General features: G+C 44.0%; 17 protein-coding genes. 9 read left to right on the plus strand and 8 right to left on the minus strand.

Translation table 11 applies throughout. The annotated features are described in order from the left end of the window. Nucleotides 1-75: 75 nt before the first annotated feature. The gene (locus tag AB4486_RS00580; RefSeq protein WP_372116168.1) at nt 76-1,089 is read right to left on the minus strand and encodes a succinylglutamate desuccinylase/aspartoacylase family protein; all 1,014 of its coding nucleotides are present in this window, start codon (nt 1,087-1,089) and stop codon (nt 76-78) included. 376 nt (nt 1,090-1,465) lie between these two features. Between AB4486_RS00580 and AB4486_RS00585 the strand changes: the two genes are divergently transcribed. From AB4486_RS00585 to AB4486_RS00595, 3 genes are all read left to right on the plus strand, one after another. Then, nucleotides 1,466-2,440, plus strand: coding sequence for a porin (locus AB4486_RS00585; protein WP_017064330.1), 975 nt, complete (start codon nt 1,466-1,468; stop codon nt 2,438-2,440). Nucleotides 2,441-2,594: 154 nt separating this feature from the next. Next, nucleotides 2,595-3,485, plus strand: a complete 891-nt coding sequence (locus AB4486_RS00590) for a DMT family transporter (protein ID WP_017062738.1) — start codon at nt 2,595-2,597, stop codon at nt 3,483-3,485. Between the two features lie 68 nt (nt 3,486-3,553). Next, entirely contained in the window at nt 3,554-4,171 is a 618-nt protein-coding gene (locus AB4486_RS00595; protein ID WP_017064328.1) for a glutaredoxin domain-containing protein, read from the plus strand. 153 nt (nt 4,172-4,324) lie between these two features. Here AB4486_RS00595 and AB4486_RS00600 read toward each other — a convergent pair whose 3' ends face one another. The 3 genes from AB4486_RS00600 to AB4486_RS00610 all read right to left on the minus strand — a co-directional run bounded on the left by AB4486_RS00600 (nt 4,325) and on the right by AB4486_RS00610 (nt 6,401). Continuing rightward, a complete protein-coding gene (locus tag AB4486_RS00600; RefSeq protein WP_010431176.1) occupies nt 4,325-4,459 on the minus strand; it encodes a hypothetical protein in 135 nt (44 codons plus the stop codon). Nucleotides 4,460-4,744: 285 nt separating this feature from the next. Further along, entirely contained in the window at nt 4,745-5,095 is a 351-nt protein-coding gene (locus AB4486_RS00605; protein ID WP_017057980.1) for a hypothetical protein, read from the minus strand. A 100-nt stretch (nt 5,096-5,195) separates the two neighbouring features. After that, on the minus strand, nt 5,196-6,401 hold the full coding sequence (locus tag AB4486_RS00610) for a multidrug effflux MFS transporter (protein WP_102427990.1): 1,206 nt from the start codon (nt 6,399-6,401) through the stop codon (nt 5,196-5,198). Between the two features lie 108 nt (nt 6,402-6,509). Here AB4486_RS00610 and AB4486_RS00615 point away from each other — a divergent pair, with 108 nt between their 5' ends. Then, the gene (locus tag AB4486_RS00615; RefSeq protein ID WP_017068382.1) at nt 6,510-7,406 is read left to right on the plus strand and encodes a LysR family transcriptional regulator; all 897 of its coding nucleotides are present in this window, start codon (nt 6,510-6,512) and stop codon (nt 7,404-7,406) included. A gap of 142 nt (nt 7,407-7,548) precedes the next feature. Then, on the plus strand, nt 7,549-9,393 hold the full coding sequence (locus AB4486_RS00620; RefSeq protein WP_372116170.1) for a putative bifunctional diguanylate cyclase/phosphodiesterase: 1,845 nt from the start codon (nt 7,549-7,551) through the stop codon (nt 9,391-9,393). Nucleotides 9,394-9,499: 106 nt separating this feature from the next. Here the strand turns inward: AB4486_RS00620 and AB4486_RS00625 are convergent, their stop codons facing one another. From AB4486_RS00625 to AB4486_RS00635, 3 genes are all read right to left on the minus strand, one after another. Beyond that, nucleotides 9,500-10,810 carry a peptidoglycan DD-metalloendopeptidase family protein gene (locus AB4486_RS00625; protein ID WP_372116172.1) on the minus strand — a complete coding sequence of 437 codons (1,311 nt, stop codon included), beginning with the start codon at nt 10,808-10,810 and terminating at the stop codon, nt 9,500-9,502. Between the two features lie 276 nt (nt 10,811-11,086). Beyond that, the gene (locus tag AB4486_RS00630) at nt 11,087-11,386 is read right to left on the minus strand and encodes an isoamylase early set domain-containing protein (protein ID WP_009845720.1); all 300 of its coding nucleotides are present in this window, start codon (nt 11,384-11,386) and stop codon (nt 11,087-11,089) included. Nucleotides 11,387-11,510: 124 nt separating this feature from the next. Then, complete coding sequence (locus AB4486_RS00635) at nt 11,511-12,164, minus strand: hypothetical protein (RefSeq protein ID WP_017064322.1); 654 nt, start codon at nt 12,162-12,164, stop codon at nt 11,511-11,513. Nucleotides 12,165-12,196: 32 nt separating this feature from the next. On the opposite strand from AB4486_RS00635, the gene AB4486_RS00640 reads away from it, so the two are divergent. The 4 genes from AB4486_RS00640 to AB4486_RS00655 all read left to right on the plus strand — a co-directional run bounded on the left by AB4486_RS00640 (nt 12,197) and on the right by AB4486_RS00655 (nt 17,434). Next, entirely contained in the window at nt 12,197-12,679 is a 483-nt protein-coding gene (locus tag AB4486_RS00640; RefSeq protein ID WP_170791798.1) for a GFA family protein, read from the plus strand. A gap of 175 nt (nt 12,680-12,854) precedes the next feature. Further along, a complete protein-coding gene (locus AB4486_RS00645) occupies nt 12,855-13,529 on the plus strand; it encodes a YoaK family protein (protein WP_372098513.1) in 675 nt (224 codons plus the stop codon). 227 nt (nt 13,530-13,756) lie between these two features. After that, nucleotides 13,757-15,127, plus strand: a complete 1,371-nt coding sequence (locus tag AB4486_RS00650; protein ID WP_017067418.1) for a YjiH family protein — start codon at nt 13,757-13,759, stop codon at nt 15,125-15,127. Nucleotides 15,128-15,562: 435 nt separating this feature from the next. Then, nucleotides 15,563-17,434: a methyl-accepting chemotaxis protein gene (locus AB4486_RS00655; protein WP_372116174.1), complete on the plus strand. Its 1,872-nt coding sequence runs from the start codon at nt 15,563-15,565 to the stop codon at nt 17,432-17,434. A gap of 128 nt (nt 17,435-17,562) precedes the next feature. Here the strand turns inward: AB4486_RS00655 and AB4486_RS00660 are convergent, their stop codons facing one another. Further along, nucleotides 17,563-18,969 (minus strand): alpha-amylase family glycosyl hydrolase, encoded by a 1,407-nt coding sequence (locus tag AB4486_RS00660; protein ID WP_372098512.1) that lies wholly within the window; start codon nt 18,967-18,969, stop codon nt 17,563-17,565. Nucleotides 18,970-19,241: the final 272 nt, after the last annotated feature.

Genomic DNA, 19,241 nt, shown 5'->3' on the forward strand with positions numbered 1-19,241 from the left:
CCTGCTCGGTCTTTTTTTTGCGTGTTTTAATGGCGACACAGTGCATTAACACGGAAACGTCCAACCGACTGAGCCTTAACTTAGCAAGCGACAAACAAGCGCGCCCGGCTCCCTTAATGCATCCACGTTATAGCTGAGTACACGACCAGAAGATGGTGCGTGATAACGACGACATTCATTACCGAACGCATCATATTGGATGGCGAGCAGATCATCTTGTTCGACACTTTGCAAAAGCTCGACCTGAGTCAACACAAAGCCACCTATGTCGGCGCGTATAGACACGACGTTGTTGCCTTCTATCCAGTCCATACTTGGCAGCTGCTTTGCCTCAAACGGTTCTTCACCATCAAGCATCTCGTAGTAAGACAGCATATTAAAAACACCGTCCACGGCTCGTTGAATCATATCAGGCTGAGTAAACTTACCCATCCCCACTTCCACCGTAATGCTAGGAATTCCACTTCGATTCCAAACCGTTTCGAGAATACCTGGGTCGCCCGGATCATTGAGAACACAATCTGGCGTCATCAACCTTGCCATTTCAAGGCATTGTTCAATTCGGTAGTCAGCAAAAACATAAAGTGGGTAGACCGCGCCACGAGTTTGGGTATGTAGGTCAACGGCGAATGTCGCATTGTGTTTGAGTAAGCGATCCCACAAAGACGCAACAAAGCGCTCTGCCGCTAAGCCATTCGCATCACCCGGAAAGAGTCGATTAAGGTTGGCAGGGCAAGAGCCCGGATCCGAAGAGATAAAATCGCGGCTGTGGTTAAGCAAACCCGACAAGTTCACAGTAGGCACTATCGTGACCGTGCCTTTGAGAGTTTTACCGACTAAGTCTCTGATAATTTGCTGAGCAGCCAACACACCGTTGAGCTCATCACCGTGAATACCAGCGGTGATCATCAACTTAGGACCTGCTTGACTGCCTTTGAAAACAGAAACCGGCATGTTCTTGGGTTGCCCTAGCCCATCACTGGTTACTTGAAACCAAAACTGGTGCTCTCCAACGGGTAGGTCTTCAACATTCAAGGAGCCAATAACCTGCCTACCTTGTAAAACATCGCCTAAGTACTCTGTTTTCATCCAACGTCTCCATCTTGTTGAGCAAAATCTATTCTCTTCTAAGTTTTTGCATCATAGAGGATATCTTAATCAGTACAAACAGTTAATAAGATGAACAAGCTCTGACTTTCCCATAATACTCACGCATATCATCATCACTTCCCCTAAATAAAAGCTTGTGAAAGTCTGCACTTAAGAACCGATAAGTTATATAACCATTCACAAACCACTCAGTCTATTGAAATGAAAGTGCAATAAAATCAACACTTAAAAAGTTCCCTATTCACGAAAATGTAATTTTATAGAAATGAAAGCTTAATTTAGCTGCTCTAAATTAGCTTCATATCGAAACGGAGAGCACATTGCTCACGGATTTTAAAATACAAGGTAAGTGATTATGAAAAAGGCAGTTCTAGCTTCTGCAGTGGTAGCAGCACTAGTTTCAGGTTCTTCTCTAGCAGCAACAGTTTACAGCTCTGATGGTACAGAACTTAAAATTGGCGGTCGTGCGGAGGCTCGTTTCAACGTATCTGACAACAACGAAAGCGCATCTGACAGTTCTTTCAAAGACAAGTCACGAGCTCGTGTGAATATTTCAGGTAAATCTGAACTTTCTGACGGTTTATATGGATTCGGTAAGTATGAAGCAGAGTTCACTAGCGCATCAACAACAGAGTTCGAAGACGGAAGTGGCAATACTGTAAAAATTGAAAATGAATCTCTTACCAATCGCTACTACTACGCAGGTTTAGGAACCAAATTCGGTGAGTTCTCATACGGTAAGCAAGATTCTTCACAGGTAATGCTGACTGACATTACAGATACAATGGCAACATTTGGTGCAGATGCTGCTGATGCCGTTGATGGCAACAAAGATAAGCGTGAGAATAACTTCCTTTACTCTGGCGAGTTTGACGCGTTGACGGTACAAGCTAACTACATCGCTGCAAATGAAAAAGATGCAGATAGTTTTGGCCTTGCTGCTATGTATAACCTAGGCGCTTTTGACCTTGGTGCGGGTTATGTTTCTCAAAAGAATGGTAACTTCGATGACGATCAAATCAACCTTGTAGCTCAATTTTCTATGGATGCGTTTACGGTTGGTGGTCTATACACAATGGCTTCAGTTGCAGATAAAGATTACACAGGCTACGAGCTTTCAGCTATCTTCAAAGCAACTAAACAGCTATCACTAATTGGCGTATACAACTACGGCGAGTTCGATAAAGCGGCTGACGAAGAAGCAAATAACTTTGCTATTGAAGCGGTGTACAAGTTTAACGGCCACATTCGCACATATGCTGGTTACAAGTTTGAACAGCGAGACAATAAAGATGACCAACTACAAGCGGGCATCCGTTACGACTTCTAATCTAAATCGACTTTAGATACAGACTAAAAGGTTGGGCAATAGCTCAACCTTTTTTCATATTCAAATATTCTGACTGACTTCATCAATGCTTTTTCTGGTTAAGTGGTGCTAAATCCGTATCATAGGTGTACCACATCAAATAATTAGAAGCATCATGTCACAACACCATCCGATCCAAGGCGCTAGCTGGATGCTAACCGCAGGCCTAGCCTTTGCCGTTATTAACAGCCTAACTCAAATTGCTAGCATTCATTTCGGACTTACTTCTACCACCGTTGCCGTCATTCAATACGCCATCGCGTTGTTCGCTATTCTTCCTTATCTGAAAACGCTGGGCATTCGTCGCGCACTAAAAACCGACAACCTCAAATTGCACGTATTCCGTGTCTTCTTGTCTGTTATTGGTATTCAACTTTGGATATGGGCACTGGCTTACCCAGTACCAATTTGGCAAGGCATTGCCCTTCTCATGACATCGCCATTGTTTGCAACCATTGGTTCAGGGCTTTTCTTAAAAGAGAAAGTTGGGGCTGCTCGCTGGGGCGCGACCTTAGCAGGCTTCGTGGGTGCGATGGTGATTCTAGAGCCGTGGGCTGAAGATTTTAACTGGGCAACGTTATTACCAGTCGGTGCCGCTTTCTTCTGGGCATGCTACTCACTGATGGTGAAAAAACTCTCTTCGCAAGACAGTCCTTCAACCATGGTGGTCTATCTTCTACTATTAATCACACCATTTAACATCCTGCTTGCTGCGCCAGATTGGCAAACGCCAAGCGGCGGTACAATCTGGGCTATATTGATTGTTATCGGTGTTATGACGGCACTCGCTCAATGGGCGATAGTAAAAGCCTACTCGGTCGCTGATGCTTCGTTTGTGCAACCTTTTGACCACGCCAAATTACCGCTAAATGTTTTAGCAGGTTGGATTGTATTTAGTTGGGTTCCACCGGGTCGTTTATGGCTAGGGGCTGCTATTATTATTGCGTCAGTTGCATTTATAACGCACTGGGAAACTAAAAAACCTTCAAAAGTGAAGAAAGTTTAAGGTTGGTGAAATAAATAGTTCGACAGTCCGTTCTATATGGATAAGAGAATTCAAACGAGGCCGTAACCATGAAGAAACCAGTCAAGATTACACTATACCGTTGGGCAGGCAGTTGGGGTCCATTTAAAGTTAATATCCCATGTGGGGAATGTACCCTTACCAAAGACATTCTTAAGGATACTTTTGAGAATGAGTTATCAGATGTCGATGTCGAACTGGAAGTGAAAGATTGGTTGTCTCACTGGTGGGAGCCTCTAAAACTTGGCTCTTGGCACGCCCCAATCCTTGTTGTTGAAGGCAAGGTTGTCAGCCAAGGTGAAGCGCTTAATCGCGGTGTGTTAATCCAATCCGTGATCAAAGAGTGGACCAAACGAGACAGCTTAAAAGGCAACATCGTTTATGGTAAGGCGACCTGCCCATTCTGTGTTAAAGCAAAGAAAATGTTGGATGAAGCGGGTGTTGAATACCAATACCACGATGTCGTAAAAGATAGCGCCGCTTTGTACCGTATGATTCCAGAGGTAAAAGCACACATTGGTGAGAAAACACCGGTCACCGTCCCGCAGATCTGGCTTGATGGTAAGTACATCGGTGGTGCCGATAACTTAGAAGCGTGGATGAAAGAGAATGGCTTAGATAGCATCCCTAATAATGTGGTCGACTTATCCAATCAATCTGCTGGCTGAGTTCATTAAAAGCCATTAGTCAGAAGCTTAATTAGTGTTTTTTGTGTCCATCCACAACAAAACAAAGCGATAACTTTCACCAATCGCTAAAACGAAAAAGGCCTTAAACTTCATCGAGTTTAAGGCCTTTTAAAATTCCGTTTTTGAAAATGCTTATTTAGCCATTTTCTTCATCATTCGCTTAAAGAACGATGGTTTCTTTGGCTTTGAAGTGCCGTACAATGCTTCGTGCATCATGTTTTTTGCTGCCATTTGACCAAGGTATGCGTGGCCTAGTTCGTAATTCATGCTTATCTCCGCACATAATCAACTTTCTTTAGCGCGGATTTTACACTTAAAACGCCCAAAAACAAGATCTAAATCACACTTTAATGCAATATTAAGCATCCACTTGCAATTAGCCTAATTTTGTCTCTGTGCTAATCAGCATTGTTTTTGTATATCAATGAGTTAACCTAAATTCTGGTTTGAGCTTAATGCTCCATTCCTAATAACAACCCAAGACATTGATTTAGACACTGATAAAAAAAGCAGCTCAATAGAGCTGCTTTCTAAAATGCTTTACTGAGAAACCTAGCTGCGCTTTGGCTGTCTGTAAGTTTTACCGGCAATTTGGTATGTGTCTTTTTGCTTCAATTCAAACATCGTTTCAAAGAACCAAGCTGCAAATTTGATTAAGTCATCGCCTTCATTCATAACATGTTCGATGTACTCTTGCTCTTCGCCTTGTTCATTTTCTTGAAGCGTCACGTGGTAAATACGCTTTTCGCCTTCCACTTCAGCAAGTGCAAATTGACCAGTCAGTGATGCAGCAGCCTCAGCGACTTCTGTATCCTCATTGGATTTCAATAGCTCAAGCGCTTGAGGCAGGCCATCTAGTGCGCAGATAGCTTTTACCAGTACTTCAAATTCATTTTGCTGCATTTTGTTTTTACCTATTCAATGGACCGAAGCATTGTAGAAAACCATCAGCACAAATACAACGTATTAACGATGGTGCGTTAAACGATAGTGAATTTGGCATTTAGCTATATTCCACTTCAACAGTATCGCCTTTCTTGTTCATTTTGGTTGAAGACCAAAGCACTCCGCCCATGGCTGCACCAATAATGAGGTAGAACACGCCTAATTGAAGATGAGTCGTGACCCAACTCTCTACAAGATACCCACCCAATAAACCCGCTAAACACATCTGAATTGAACCAGACAATGCCGACACTGCTCCCGCTTGTTTCTTATGAGGTTCTAATAACATGCTGATTGATAATGGGAACGAGATGCCTTGTGCTATCGCCAACCAAGTAAACGCCCAAACTAAGTTAAAGATGGATAACTCATGAGTAAGAAGCCAAGTTCCCGATGCCAAGATAATCAAAATAGCTAGGCTCATCAGTTGGGGCGTACTAAACCTACGATTGAGTAAGTTTAAAGCGACGCTACCTATCAGTAAGCCTGCCGAAGGGACAATCATCAATGAACCATACTCAGCGGCGGTCAGCCCCAATTGCTCTTGCATTAAGAATGGAAACAGCGATAAAGATACCAAACTCGCCATGTAGCTCATCCAGTTGTAACTGGCACTGGTCAACACTTGGCGATTGGTCAACAAGCGTCCGTAGTTCTTCACCACTTGGCACGCATCAAAGCGGCTCTTTCCGTATGGCAAAGTTTCATGCAGAACAAAGTAACCCAGTGTGAATATCGCTAGTAGATACAATAAAACGAACAGGAACACCGCCTGCCAACCGAGGTGAAATGAAATCCAACCACCGAATACCGGCGCAATGATCGGCATGATCGAAGCGGTGATAGAGATATAAGACAACGCTTTGGTAAGCTGTGAACCATCATAGCTGTCACGAAGCACACTTCGCCCAAGAACCGAGGCACTACCCGCCCCTAAACCTTGCAGCAAGCGACCAACTTCTAGCGCCGTCATATTGTCAGAAAACACAACACAAACGACTGTACCAATCAAATAAACACCCTGACCTAACAAGAAGATAGGTCTTCTTCCCACCGCATCGGACATCGGTCCGTAAAATAGCTGAGACAAGCCAAAACCCACCAGAAACAGCGTGACGAGAAGCTGTACATCTACTTGAGTAGCACTTAAATCAGAAGCAATTAACGGTAATGCTGGCAAGTAGATGCTCACACCCACCTGCCCCGTAGCAATAATCATCATTGCTAAGAGTAACGGTGTTTTTTTAAAGGTCGATTGGCTCAAAAAATTCCCTATTCGTTTGATATTTGTTCATTAGACGAGTTTACATTCAAAACCAATAATTGATAATTAGCTAAATTGGAATTTTATTAAGTCCCAACAGGAAATAATATGGATTGGATTCTTAACGTAAAAAGCTACGTCAGAGTAGTCGAAGAAGGCAGCTTCAATGGTGCTGCTCGAAAGCTGAACACCACCAGCTCGGCGATCAGTAAAAGAGTGAACTGGTTAGAAGAGCGCATCGGCACCCAACTGTTAAAGCGAACGACTCGCTCGATTAGCCAAACCGAAGCAGGTGCGCTCTTTTACCTGCGAGCCAAGGATCAGCTCGACAATTGGCAGTCCATTATTGATGAGACTCGCTCGGTTAACCAAACCCCAGCAGGCCTATTAAAGATTGGCGCTACGATTGCGGTTGGCTCTAAGTTTCTGGTGCAATACATGGACGACTTCTTAGAAAAATACCCTGATATTAAGGTGCAGCTGATCACGACCACGCCAGGCCAATTACCTGAACTGGGCTTAGATCTGGTGATCAGTCGTGAACTAGAACAACTCAACTCATTAAGCTTCAAGAAAACACCGCTGTTTGAACACAGAGCCAGCTTCTATGCAGCACCAAGCTATCTTGCCAAACACGGCTACCCCACTTGCGAGCAAGATTTGGAGCAACACAACTCGTTAATTTGGGGAGAGCGTCCGACCCGTGAAGTAGCACTCACCAAAGGGCAGCGAATAACGTTAAACGGTAACTTTGCGACCACTAATCCAGAGGCTTTGTTTCATGCTGCGAAGCGAGGAATGGGCGTACTGTTAACCATCAAAGCGATGATCAAAGAGGATCTAAAGCAAGGGACATTAGTTCCAGTATTGCCAAATATTACCGCCGACGAAGTGATGGTTTACGCGTACTACCCTAAGCTTGATTACTCGCACACGCGAACCAAGCTCTTTTTGGACCATCTGAAAGACAGGCTAGACAAAGAGCGTAGCACGCAAGCTCTGTGAAATAAGTCACGTTTTAATTTGAAAAGTTATACAACACGGTCAATAATAAACTTGACGCATATAGATTATACAAGTTCGCACATATACAAGATAATACGTATACCGCTTACACAGTGAATCTGGTTAACTAGGGGTGGTGGCTATGACTCAACATACGCACAATAGCATGATAGACACAGAGCGCATTAGCCGTTTGCTGAAATTGGAAGGTATCGACCTTTTAGAGTCAGCTGTGCTTACTTTACATCAGACCTTTGATACTCAATACACCAGCATCATTGAGAAGAAGTACTTCCCTGACCAAACCGTTCCTTTGGTGATCGCCCATTCTGATCATGTATTGCATGACAAAATCAATGCGCGCCATGGTCACATCTACCAACAAGCCGTCAACCAAAGACACCCAGATTGCTCGTTTGCTCAGTACGTCGTCCAGTCATTGCCAACATCCGCATTTAGGCAGGAAATCACCTCACAAAACTCCATCGCGATCCCGACTCGAACTCAAAGTGGCGAAGTGATGGGCGTGCTGTTTTCAACGTTCACCTCGCCTCTTAGCCCTGATCAGCAACAAGACGTGATAAAGCACCATCAATTGTTCGCCGACATCATCATCCACACCTTGCGTGAAATGTGGTTTAACGATCGTTCCGAACAACTTGTAAATCAGCTTAGTTATGAGGTGTCACACGACAGCCTAACCGGGTTACTCAACCGAAGCTGTCTATCAGATACCTTAGAGTCGATTACTCAACAGAGCGTCACTCCATTTACATTGGCTTTACTCGATATCAATAGCTTCAAAGCCATCAATGACATGCACGGCAATTATATTGGCGATAAAGTCCTCCAATTTGTCGCAGAAACATTGCGGAGAACCTTACCCGAGAGCAACCTGACTTTCCGGACTGCAGGCAACGAGTTCGCCTTCATCACCTACCATTCTGATCCGATAGCCGTGTGCGAACAAATACTGGCCAAAATTAAGCAGGGCTACAGTAGCGTTGATATCAAGATAGATTTCGACGTCAGCATCGGTATTGCCAGTTCGGATGGAGACAACAAAGACGTTGAGCAAATCATCTTCAATACCAGCTTGGCGCTTAAAGAGTGTAAACACAGCCAAGATACTCATATTCAATGTTATGACACTCACTTAAGAGTTCGTTACCAAAGAAAAACCGAGCTAGTCGCAGCGCTACGAAGTGAGCTGGAAAACCCAATTTCACAAAGCTATATCCCCGACAGCAATGGAATGTACGTAGTGGTACAGCCGATTGTGGGTCAAGGTGAAACGCAATGGGAATATTTCGAGGTACTGACTCGCTGGAAAACCGCCAGACATGGAGACATCTCACCCGTAGAGTTTATTCAAGTGGCAGAAGAGTCAGGGCTGATTGTCGAATTAGGTGAACGCATTATTGAATTGGTGTGCCGCGCTAAAACCACACTAGAGCAAGGCTTGGGCTACAAGGTTAAACTTGGAATCAACTGCTCTGCGCACGAGCTTACTGATTCGAAACGTTATATATCCTACCTGACTCGAACCATTGAACAGCACCATTTTAAGGCGAATGAGTTTGTTATCGAGTTAACCGAAACCGTTCTGTTATCGCCAACACAAGAGACAAAATCCGCGCTTAACTTTCTGAGAGGACAAGGCTTCACGATTGCACTCGACGACTTTGGTACAGGCTACTCCAGTTTGAACTACATCCACAGCTACCCTATCGATTGCATTAAAATTGATGCGACCTTTATTCGAGACTTGTTAACTAGTTCGACCTCAGAGAGCGTAGTATGGCTGATTGTTCAACTGGCCCATAGACTCGATGTATCTTTGGTTGCGGAAGGTGTTGAGAAGCGTGAGCAATTAGAAAAGCTGCACGCGATGGGATGTGACAAGATCCAAGGTTACCTCTACTCACCTCCAATGCGACCTGAAGCTATCGTTAGCTATGTCGCGCACTCAGAGCCTTTAGTTTAAACCCTTACCGAACCTTCTATTGAGAACTAAAAAGCCGCAAGAGCATCACTTAACACTGACTGTGCTTTGTGATGCTCTTGCGGCTTTAAAACAGTTTAATGGCTAGCTACTTACTAGCATTATTAACCATTGCTAGATTGCGCGTTTCTAACGCTGCCTTCAATAGCTTGTCGGCTTCATCTCTCGCGGCTGTGAATGTCGCTTTTTCCTTTTTAGGCACAGAATCGGCCATTGGGATATTCGCTTTCATCGCATCAACAGGGCGACCACGTTCGATCAGTTCATAGTGCAAGTGAGCACCTGTCACTCGACCCGTTTTACCCGATAGGCCAATACGTTGACCACGAGATACCGTTTGTCCTTTACGAACAAGGATCTTGCTTAAGTGCAAGTAGCGCGTTTTATAAGTGCTACCGTGTTGAATCACCACATAGTTACCCGCATAAGGGTGTTTACGCGTCATGATCACTTTGCCATCACCCGTCGCTTGAACTGGCGTACCAATTGGCGTCGCGAAATCTGTACCGTTGTGCGGTGAGACTCGGCCTGTTACAGGGTGTAAGCGCTTAGGGTTAAACTGAGAACTCTGACGCCATCCACTGCTCACTGGGTAACGTTGGAAAGCACGTTGTAAGCTATCGCCATTGGCATCGTAATATTGCCCATCAGTGTGTAAGTACGCAGAAACAACACGATTGCGATTCATGATCTTAATCGCTTCGATTTCACGCTTTCCGGTTGCGACACCATCAACAAATTGTGCTTTCTGAAGCACTTCAAACTGATCGCCAGCGCGCAGGTCGCGGCTAAAGTTCAACTTATCTTTAAGAAGCGTCACAATATGGTCAATCTCAAGACTATTCAGGCCAACCTTGTTCGCCGACATAGAGAAACTGCCGTGAATATCACCCACTAAAGGCTTTTGTTTCCATTCACCAGGAATAGAGATGTCTTCGAATTCGTAGCTGCCGTCATCAAGTAATCGGTAAACCACTTTGTCCGCGACGCTAAATTGAAGTTCCATTTTAGAAAGGTCGCCGGTCGCTTCATCACGCCAAAAGCGTAATGTATTACCCGGACGAAGCGTATCTAAAGCAAGGAAGTTCAAATCAGTTTCCATCACGCTCATCATCGATTTGTAAGAAAATCCAAGCTGAGTGAAGATGCTACTCAAGTTATCGCCAGATTGAATTTGATACTCAAATGTCGGCGGCTCAATAACGGTAACAGAAGATGGTGACAGAATTGACTCAATAACGGTTGAGTCGGGCAAATCAAGATCGATCGTTTTCGTCAGATCCGATTGTGACGATTGCAAAGCAACACCAATCGCAGCAATAAGTGGCAGTCCCAAAATAGCTACTTTTTTTACAGGTGAAAGCTCAGCAAACGGAGAGGGAAATATTTTTGAATACACGGTAAACAGGTCTTTCTACGATATAAAGGCATAGGATATGCTTTTCAAACGCATAAATCATCAATGCATTGTCATAATATGATGTGAATCTTCCCAACTTAGCCTAAGTCATTGAGTTGCCGTAGATGAAGAGCCACTAGATAAGAAATAAAATTAACCGCTAAATTTAAAAATAAAAAAGCAGAAACGGCTAGTTTCTGCTTTCTATTGGTTGACGTTATTCCGTTTCGAATAATTAATAAACGAAGCGAATTAGTCGCTGGCTTTAAGAAAAGATTATGCGTTTACCGTCGACACTAGGCAGTTGTCTTCACCAAATTCATTTGGGATGTAACGATCGGCATTCGCATCGTTCACCCATTGTTGGTCATCAACTAGGTAGCGGAATTGAAACTCGCCATCTTTAGGTAGACGAGTTTTAAACTTGTAAACCTTCCCTTTGGCCAGTTTTTTCATTGGGGTGGCTTTCCAATCAAGAAAGTCAGCAACGATGGATACAGAGTTCGCTTCCTGAGCTTCTAGCTCGAAGGTCACTTCAACTTCATCTTTCGTCTTAAAAAAACGTTTATTAATCATTCGCAAGCTCCATTTGTAAAAATAAGCGGACACAAAGCTAAGTGTGTCTAAATTTCATTCATCTAACTAAGATAATATGTAATTTGACTCACATAAACAACAGATCCTTACATTCACGAAAACGTTATTGCTTACCAATTGATTGCGTATCAAAAGAAAAACTCATTAACACCTTTTCAGAAGGGGGTTCTGCAAATGATTGTTCCGCAGAATGCTGAGTAAAGCCGATAAAACCTTCCCCAGTAAGTTTATTCTGTGATTGCGAACCTGGCTGCTGAGCTACCTCCAATGTCTGAATTTGTATACGATCACCCAGTAAAAGTTGGTCGACTAACACCACACGGCTTCGTTGCTGGTCATGCTTAAACAGGCCTAGATAATAGAAAACACCGCTGCCTTGGTTAGATATCCACATCGGCGCGACAAAGAAACTCGCCTTGCCCAACGTGGCGGCTGAAAGATTATTGGTGTCTACCGTTACCACACCGCGCTCAACACCTGAGTCATAGCGTCCAAACGCGATGGCTCTAGGCTCATCAACTTCATTGATAAAAGCGTAGGCGTTAGTCTCAGGAACTTTAATTGTCCATGGATTGGTCGTCTTCAAATCAAAAACGGTTTCTACGACTGGGTCATAACTCACTTGAGAAGAAGGAAACTTCGCCAAGATCTCTTCATCACTTAAGCTAAAGCGATAAATACCCGCTACTATCACCACAACCAGCATGACAATTGGAATCAGTAGAATCAGAGGGATAGGTAAGATTTTCTTTTTCATGGGCAATTATATTCTTTTGTTTTCATCCAGTTGTGCAGACCATAAAGGGCTTTAGTATAATTATCAATACAGGGTTAACCAGAAGTGGAGCATGGATGGATATCAATCATATTAAAGATAGAAATATCAGAAGTTGCGAATGCCGCTGTGGAGCAGTCAACCTAGTATGCCGAGGTGAACCTCAACGTACATCTGTCTGCCATTGCTATGAGTGTCAGAAACGCACCGGAAGTGTGTTCGGCATTCAGGCTCGGTTCCCAATAGAACAAGTTACACTCAGCGGTGAAGTGACCTCTTTTTCACGCATCAGCGATACGGGTAATGAAGTCACCTATCAGTTTTGTCCCAAGTGTGGCACCACCATGCTTTTGCAGTCGGTTGCCGCCGCTGATTTTTATATCGTCCCGCTCGGATTATTTAAAGAGCAAGACTTCCCACTGCCGAGCTTTTCGGTTTATGAAGAACGCAAACACGGTTGGGTTAAGTTCGACCACCAAATGAGCCATTACAACTAGTTCGTCATTGAGCGTTATCTTTATCTCGTTATTGACCGTTATCTTTATATAGCAACAGTATTAAAACAAACTGCAATACTGTTGCCTAAGATCAAATATCACCGCTTCACAGCGCTAGCGTATCTTTTGTCTAGCGTTATAATCTTGCTCCTCTATTTAACCCAGGGTGAACCACATGATTTCTAAGTTACCTCGCTGGGTTGAATACGGCGCCCTTTTGTTAGCTGGTCTTGCTGGCAGTGTTAATGCTATCGGCTTACTTGGCTTCCAACATCAAGCTATCTCCCATATCTCCGGCACCATGTCTTTGCTAGGCAGTAGCCTGCTTACACCGACCTCGGCTTCTGTTCACCTCCTATTGGTGATCATGAGCTTCATGTTAGGTGCGGCGTTCAGCGGGTTCTTTATTGAAAACCAAGCATTGAAGTTAGGACGCCGTTACGGTGTTGCACTATGTATTGAGGGTGGATTGCTGTTTTTGGCGCTGTGGACACTGTTGCAAGGCTATACTTCAGGTCAGTATTTCGCTTCAGCCGCGTGTGGTTTGCAGAACGCGATGATCACCACTTACAGCGGGGCAATCATTCGAACAACACACATGAGCGGGATCATTACCGATCTTGGGATCATGATTGGCGCTCGCTTAAAGGGGATGCCTTTTGACTGCCGTAAAGCCAAACTGCTAATTTTCATTGTGGTTGGCTTCCTGTTTGGCGGCTTAATTGGCGCTTGTCTGTTCCAACGCTTCGAAATCTTGGCATTGGCTTTCCCAGCCTCTTTTGCTTTCATTATTGCGTTTAGCTACTGGTTATACTTGACCTATCGAACTGAAATCCCAGTCAATTTATAAATATCTGGCAATATAACCTCAAACTACGTAACATCCGCAACACTTTATTCTAAACTCTTAATACGTTGCAGAATAACCAGTATGAATATTTAGCGATATTTGATGAATAGTATTGCAAGCGATATTAATACTGGGTAATCTTGCACCCAATGAGAAAATACGGACGTTTAGTGAATAAAAATGCCAAGGATGTGGCTTTTTACGTGTAGAAATTCGAGAACAATAACATGTCTAACAACAAGAATACTGCTCAAACAGAGAAATCTAAAGGCAGTTTCTGGGTTTTCTTAATCCCATCATTGATTGGTTTATTCCTTTTCATGGCGCCAATCAGCTATCAAGGTGATCTAACCATCCCTGTAGCTATCTTAGCCAAATCAATTCAAGCGGTTTTCGGTGAATATCTAGTCCCTATCATCACTGCGATCGTTGCTTTCATGTCTGTAGCTTCAGTTTTAAGCACCATTTTTAAGCCTACATTCATTACATCAAATTCATTTTTAAACGGCCTTTTCAACCCATCTCCACTGTGGTTGCTGGTTCGTTTAATTGGTGGTGCTGCAGCCGTTATGGCTTTCTTCCAAGTTGGCCCTGAGGTTATTTGGGAAGAAAATACTGGTGGTCTGGTTCTAGAAGGCCTGCTTCCGACACTGTTCTCAGTATTCATCTTTGCTGGTTTGCTACTTCCGCTTCTACTTAACTTTGGTCTACTAGAGCTGTTTGGCACGCTACTAAGTAAAATCATGCGTCCAATCTTCAACCTACCAGGCCGCAGTGCTATTGACTGTATGGCTTCTTGGTTGGGTGACGGCAGTGTTGGTATCCTGCTTACAAGCAAACAGTACGAGAAGAAATTCTACACTCAGCGTGAAGCTGCGGTTGTTGGTACGACTTTCTCAGCAGTCTCTATCACATTCAGTCTTGTGGTTATTGCTCAGGTAGAACTAGAGCACCTGTTCCTACCTTTCTACGCAGCAATCTGTTTAGCGGGTATTGTGGCAGCGGTGATCATCCCTCGCCTTCCACCACTAAGCATGAAGAAAGATACTTTCATTGATGGCAGCAAGCCGCACAAAGACGCTGACGCGATCCCAGCAGGTCACTCAACATTCTCTTGGGGTCTTGAGCTAGCGGTAAATAAAGCATCTCAAGTAAAGTCGGCTAAATCTGTATTTGGCGAAGGCGTTCGTAACGCCGTAGATATGGTATTTGGCGTACTGCCTGTTGTTATGGGTTTAGGTACAATGGCACTGGTTATTGCGGAATACACGTCTGTGTTCTCAATCCTAGGTCAGCCTTTCATTCCATTCCTAGAGCTACTTGGTGTTCCTGAAGCGGTTGCAGCATCTGAAACGATTGTTGTTGGTTTTGCGGACATGTTTATCCCAGCAATCCTTGCGGCTTCTATCGACAACGAGATGACTCGCTTTGTTATTGCAGCAATGTCGGTAACTCAGCTGATCTACATGTCTGAGGTGGGCGCTCTACTTCTAGGCAGTAAGATTCCAGTGAACATCTTAGAACTGTTTATTATCTTTATTCTGCGTACGTTAATTACGCTTCCAGTTATCGCTGGTGTAGCGCATCTAATATTCTAAATTAGATACTACTTATGTAACTCAATAAAGATTCAGTTTATAAAGCCTCACTTTTGTGGGGCTTTTTATTTGCGAAAATATATACACAGTATTATTTGGAGTTCAATTAATTTATAAGCTCTGCATGTCATTTGATTTCATATCGTTTGTTCACCCCGCCTCTTTTTAATAGAAAACTGAACGCATAACTATCAAATTAATACATTCTTAATTCCTCCTTAAACTCCGTCTAGCCCCATTCCCCAACTCATTGAACCAAATACTAAAAGCAACAAATATGCGCTTTAGTGAATTTTGCATTGTTTAGGTTGTTGTATTTTTGTAGTCTATTTTGTGAAATTACATTCAAGTAAAATCCAATCTAGTCGATATATATAATTACAAAAACACGATTAACTTTAGTCTTCGCAAAGCCTGTGAGAAGGGGAAAACTCAATGAAATTTAGCCATAAGGTGGTTGCTGCATCATCAGCCTTGCTGCTAGTGACAGTATCATTGCTTTCAATACAACAACTTTACACCGTAAGAAGTGCAGTAGAAAACCACGTCAATGCGAGCCTGAAAGAGATGGTCTCGGGCGTGAAAAATACCGTCGTATCGGAGATGAACGCCAAGAAAGCGTTGGCTCAATCGACGACTGAAGTCATCGAGATCAACCCTGAAGATCGCGCTTACGTTAAAGAAATCTTAGAAAAGCCAAAGCTTAAAAACAGCTTCCTAGCGGTTGGTTTTGGTTATGAAGCAAACGGTTTCGTTATTGAAAATGATGATGGTTGGGATGCCGGTCCAGACTACGACCCACGAATTCGTCCTTGGTACATTGATGCTAAATCCAAAAACAGTTTAGTTGTTACCGCTCCTTATGTGGATGCATCAAGTAAGAAAGTCATCATATCAGTAGGTACTCCAGTTAAAGACAACGGCCGCTTTACTGCGGGTATGTTCTACGACCTAGAATTGACGAACCTTGCTACCTTGGTCAACCAAGTGAACTTGTTTGATGCGGGTTACCTGTTCCTAGTAACAGCCGACGGCACCACGATTGCTCACCCAAATGCGAAAAACAACGGTGAAACGCTATCAAGCTACATGCCACAAGCGACTATTCGTGAAGGCTCTCAAGAAATTGAAGTCGACAGCAAAATGTTCCTAGTTAATTTCACCCACATCCCTAGTGAAGATTGGTATATAGGTGCAATCCTCGATGAAGAGATCGCGTTCCAAACCGTTGAAGAATTGAAGAACAGCTCAATGATCTACTCGTTGATTGCAGTTATTCTCAGCATCATTGCACTGACTGTTCTGATTCGTGTGTTAATGCGTCCACTGGATGCGCTTAACCAAGCCATTCAAGATGTGGCGAGCGGTCAAGGTGATTTAACTAAGCGCCTAGATACCAACACAGACCAAGAGTTCTCTGACCTAGCGAAAGGTTTCAACACCTTTACTGAAAACCTGCAAAATCAGATCATTCAATCGAAAGCGATTGGTGTTGAAATTAAGCGTGGTACTGAAATCACGGTTAAAGGTGCAGGCGAATCAGCGAAAGCGATGAATACCCAACTGGAAGAGCTTGAACAGTTAGCGACTGCAATGAACGAGATGGCGGTTACTGCAACTGAAGTTGCAAACAATGCTCAAGGCGCAGCAGCGGCAGCCCGTGAAGCAGACGAAGCAACGCTAGACGGCACATCTGTCGTAAGTGACACCACTCAAGCGATTGATAACCTTTCAGCACGTATCGACCAAGCGGTTGCCGAAGTACAAGTACTTGAATCAGCAACAGCCAACATCGAAACAATTCTAAAAGTAATCAACGATATTGCAGACCAAACCAACCTACTGGCATTGAATGCGGCTATTGAAGCGGCGCGTGCTGGTGAATCAGGCCGTGGTTTCGCAGTCGTTGCCGATGAAGTTCGTACTCTGGCACAACGTACTCAAGAATCAACTACGGAAATCCGCAACATGATCGAGCAGCTCCAAGCGGGTGCAAGCTCAGTATCGAACGCGATGAACCAAAGTAAAGACACAGCCACTGACGCCGTTGAACGCGCTCAGCAAGCGAACTCTTCACTTGACCGTATCCGTGACGCGATTCAACGCATCTCAGATATGAACATCCAGATTGCTTCAGCGGCAGAAGAGCAGAGCTTAGTAGCGGAAGAGATCAATAACAACACTGTTAAGATCAAAGACCTTTCAACACAAGTATCAACAGCGGCCCAAGAAGCGAATACCGCAATGCAGCAGCAAACTGACAATGTTCGCCAACAAGACGAGCTATTGAATAAGTTTACGGTTTAACCAAGGTTTGGCTCAGTTGCCGTTTGGCTGAGTCGCCATTTGGTTTAGTTACCGAGCAATAGCTTAAAATAAAAAGCCCCGATTACTGATTGCCAGTAAGCGGGGCTTCTCTTTCAAGTCTATCCAAGTTAACTCGTGACAGGCTTCAATTCATTCGTCGTTAACATCATACATTGGTTCGATTCCACCTTGATGGTTAAATCCTTACCAACACATTCAAACACATCACCCGACAGTAAATCGGTTACCGCACCAGTCCAATTTAATGAGGCTGTTTTGCTTCGCTTCGACTTGTTGATCACCACAATGCCTTTATCGCCACGGACAAACACCAACAAATCATCATTCGCTTCAACCACACGCATCGCTTCGCCATGAACATGGTTATGGAATTGAATCATGCTTTTCATGTAAGGCGCTTGCCAGTCGTTAAGCCAACGAGGCTGACCGCTCTTGTCCAGAATACCGCTGGTGCTCAGTTCACTGTAAACAAGCGGCACACCGCCGTCTCGACCAAGAATGAAAGCATGAGCCAATCGCTCATCCACTTCATCCATCACATGCTCCAAAAACACCTCGTTATTGGGAATATCATGAGTGACCGCAAACGTGATCGCTCGCATATTCGACAGAGCCTGACCAAAACAGTATGGGTTAATCAAAGACTTAAAGCTGCCCTGCTCTTCAAATGCTTTGAAGATGGTGTTGAACAACGGGAAATCGTAAGCGCCTAAGCGAGTGTGTTTAAGATAAGGCTCAAGGAACAGCTCATACTCTTCTTCTGTCGCGCCGCCATCGGTAATGATCTCACCGAAGATGTGCATTTCTTCGCAGATGTCATCCGTCCACACCTTGCGTAGGTGTGCCAGTGTCATATGCTTTGCCGCATCAATGCGAAATCCTTTCACACCAATCTCTTTCAGTGCTTTTAGGTAGGCTCTTTGTTGTGCCACCACATTATCGTTATCGAGTAGCGTTGGCAGGCCAGGATCGCTGGCGCCACCGGTAATACGCCCGTTTTGCACTTCCCACGTGTCTTTCCAGTTCTTGATACCAAACGCTTCCACGAAGTCGTTCTCATCAAAAAGAGGCTCAGAAAGGTCACCAAACAAACGTATGGATTCATAATAGTCAGCATCTTTTTGATAAGACGCCATGTCTTGCTGATTGGGATACGTTAGATCACCGCGGATACCCGATTCGTTGGCCATGTGGTTAAACACCACATCCACATAAGTACGAAGCCCATGTCGCTTTAACGTGTCGACCATCGCTTTAAAATCTTGTGTGTCACCCAACTGATTATCGATCACACGATAGTCTTGGGGCTGATAGCGTTGCCACCATTGAGTACCAGAATTTCGATCGCAACCTTTAGGGCCGCGCAGCGATTTCATCGCCGGTGATACTAAAACAGATTTATAACCCAACTCTTGGATCAGTGGGGCGTTCTTCATTACGTCAGCGTAGCACCAGTCAAAGGCATGCAATATGACATCTGTCGCTGGATTGCTTAACATAGCTGAACTCTCCATGTTGTTCTCCTACCAAACTCGTTTACAGCTTTCTAGATAAATACAAAGGCTAAAAGGCAAAGCTGCATAAATTTCCTTAAGGATGGTATTTATTATATGAGTTACTCATTAAAAACCCTCCTCCTCCTACCAATTACTCACGGTGGATGGTTGAGGGCGTAGCACCAATTATCGCATAACGTCTGGGATGAACACTCAACCGTAGTGCTTTAAAACGCGCACAAAAGTCACAAAAAAGGAGCGTATATACGCTCCTTTTATTCAATCTAACA

The organism is Vibrio sp. 10N.222.55.C6 (assembly GCF_041473395.1).
In the GTDB taxonomy this organism is placed as follows: domain Bacteria; phylum Pseudomonadota; class Gammaproteobacteria; order Enterobacterales; family Vibrionaceae; genus Vibrio; species Vibrio crassostreae_C.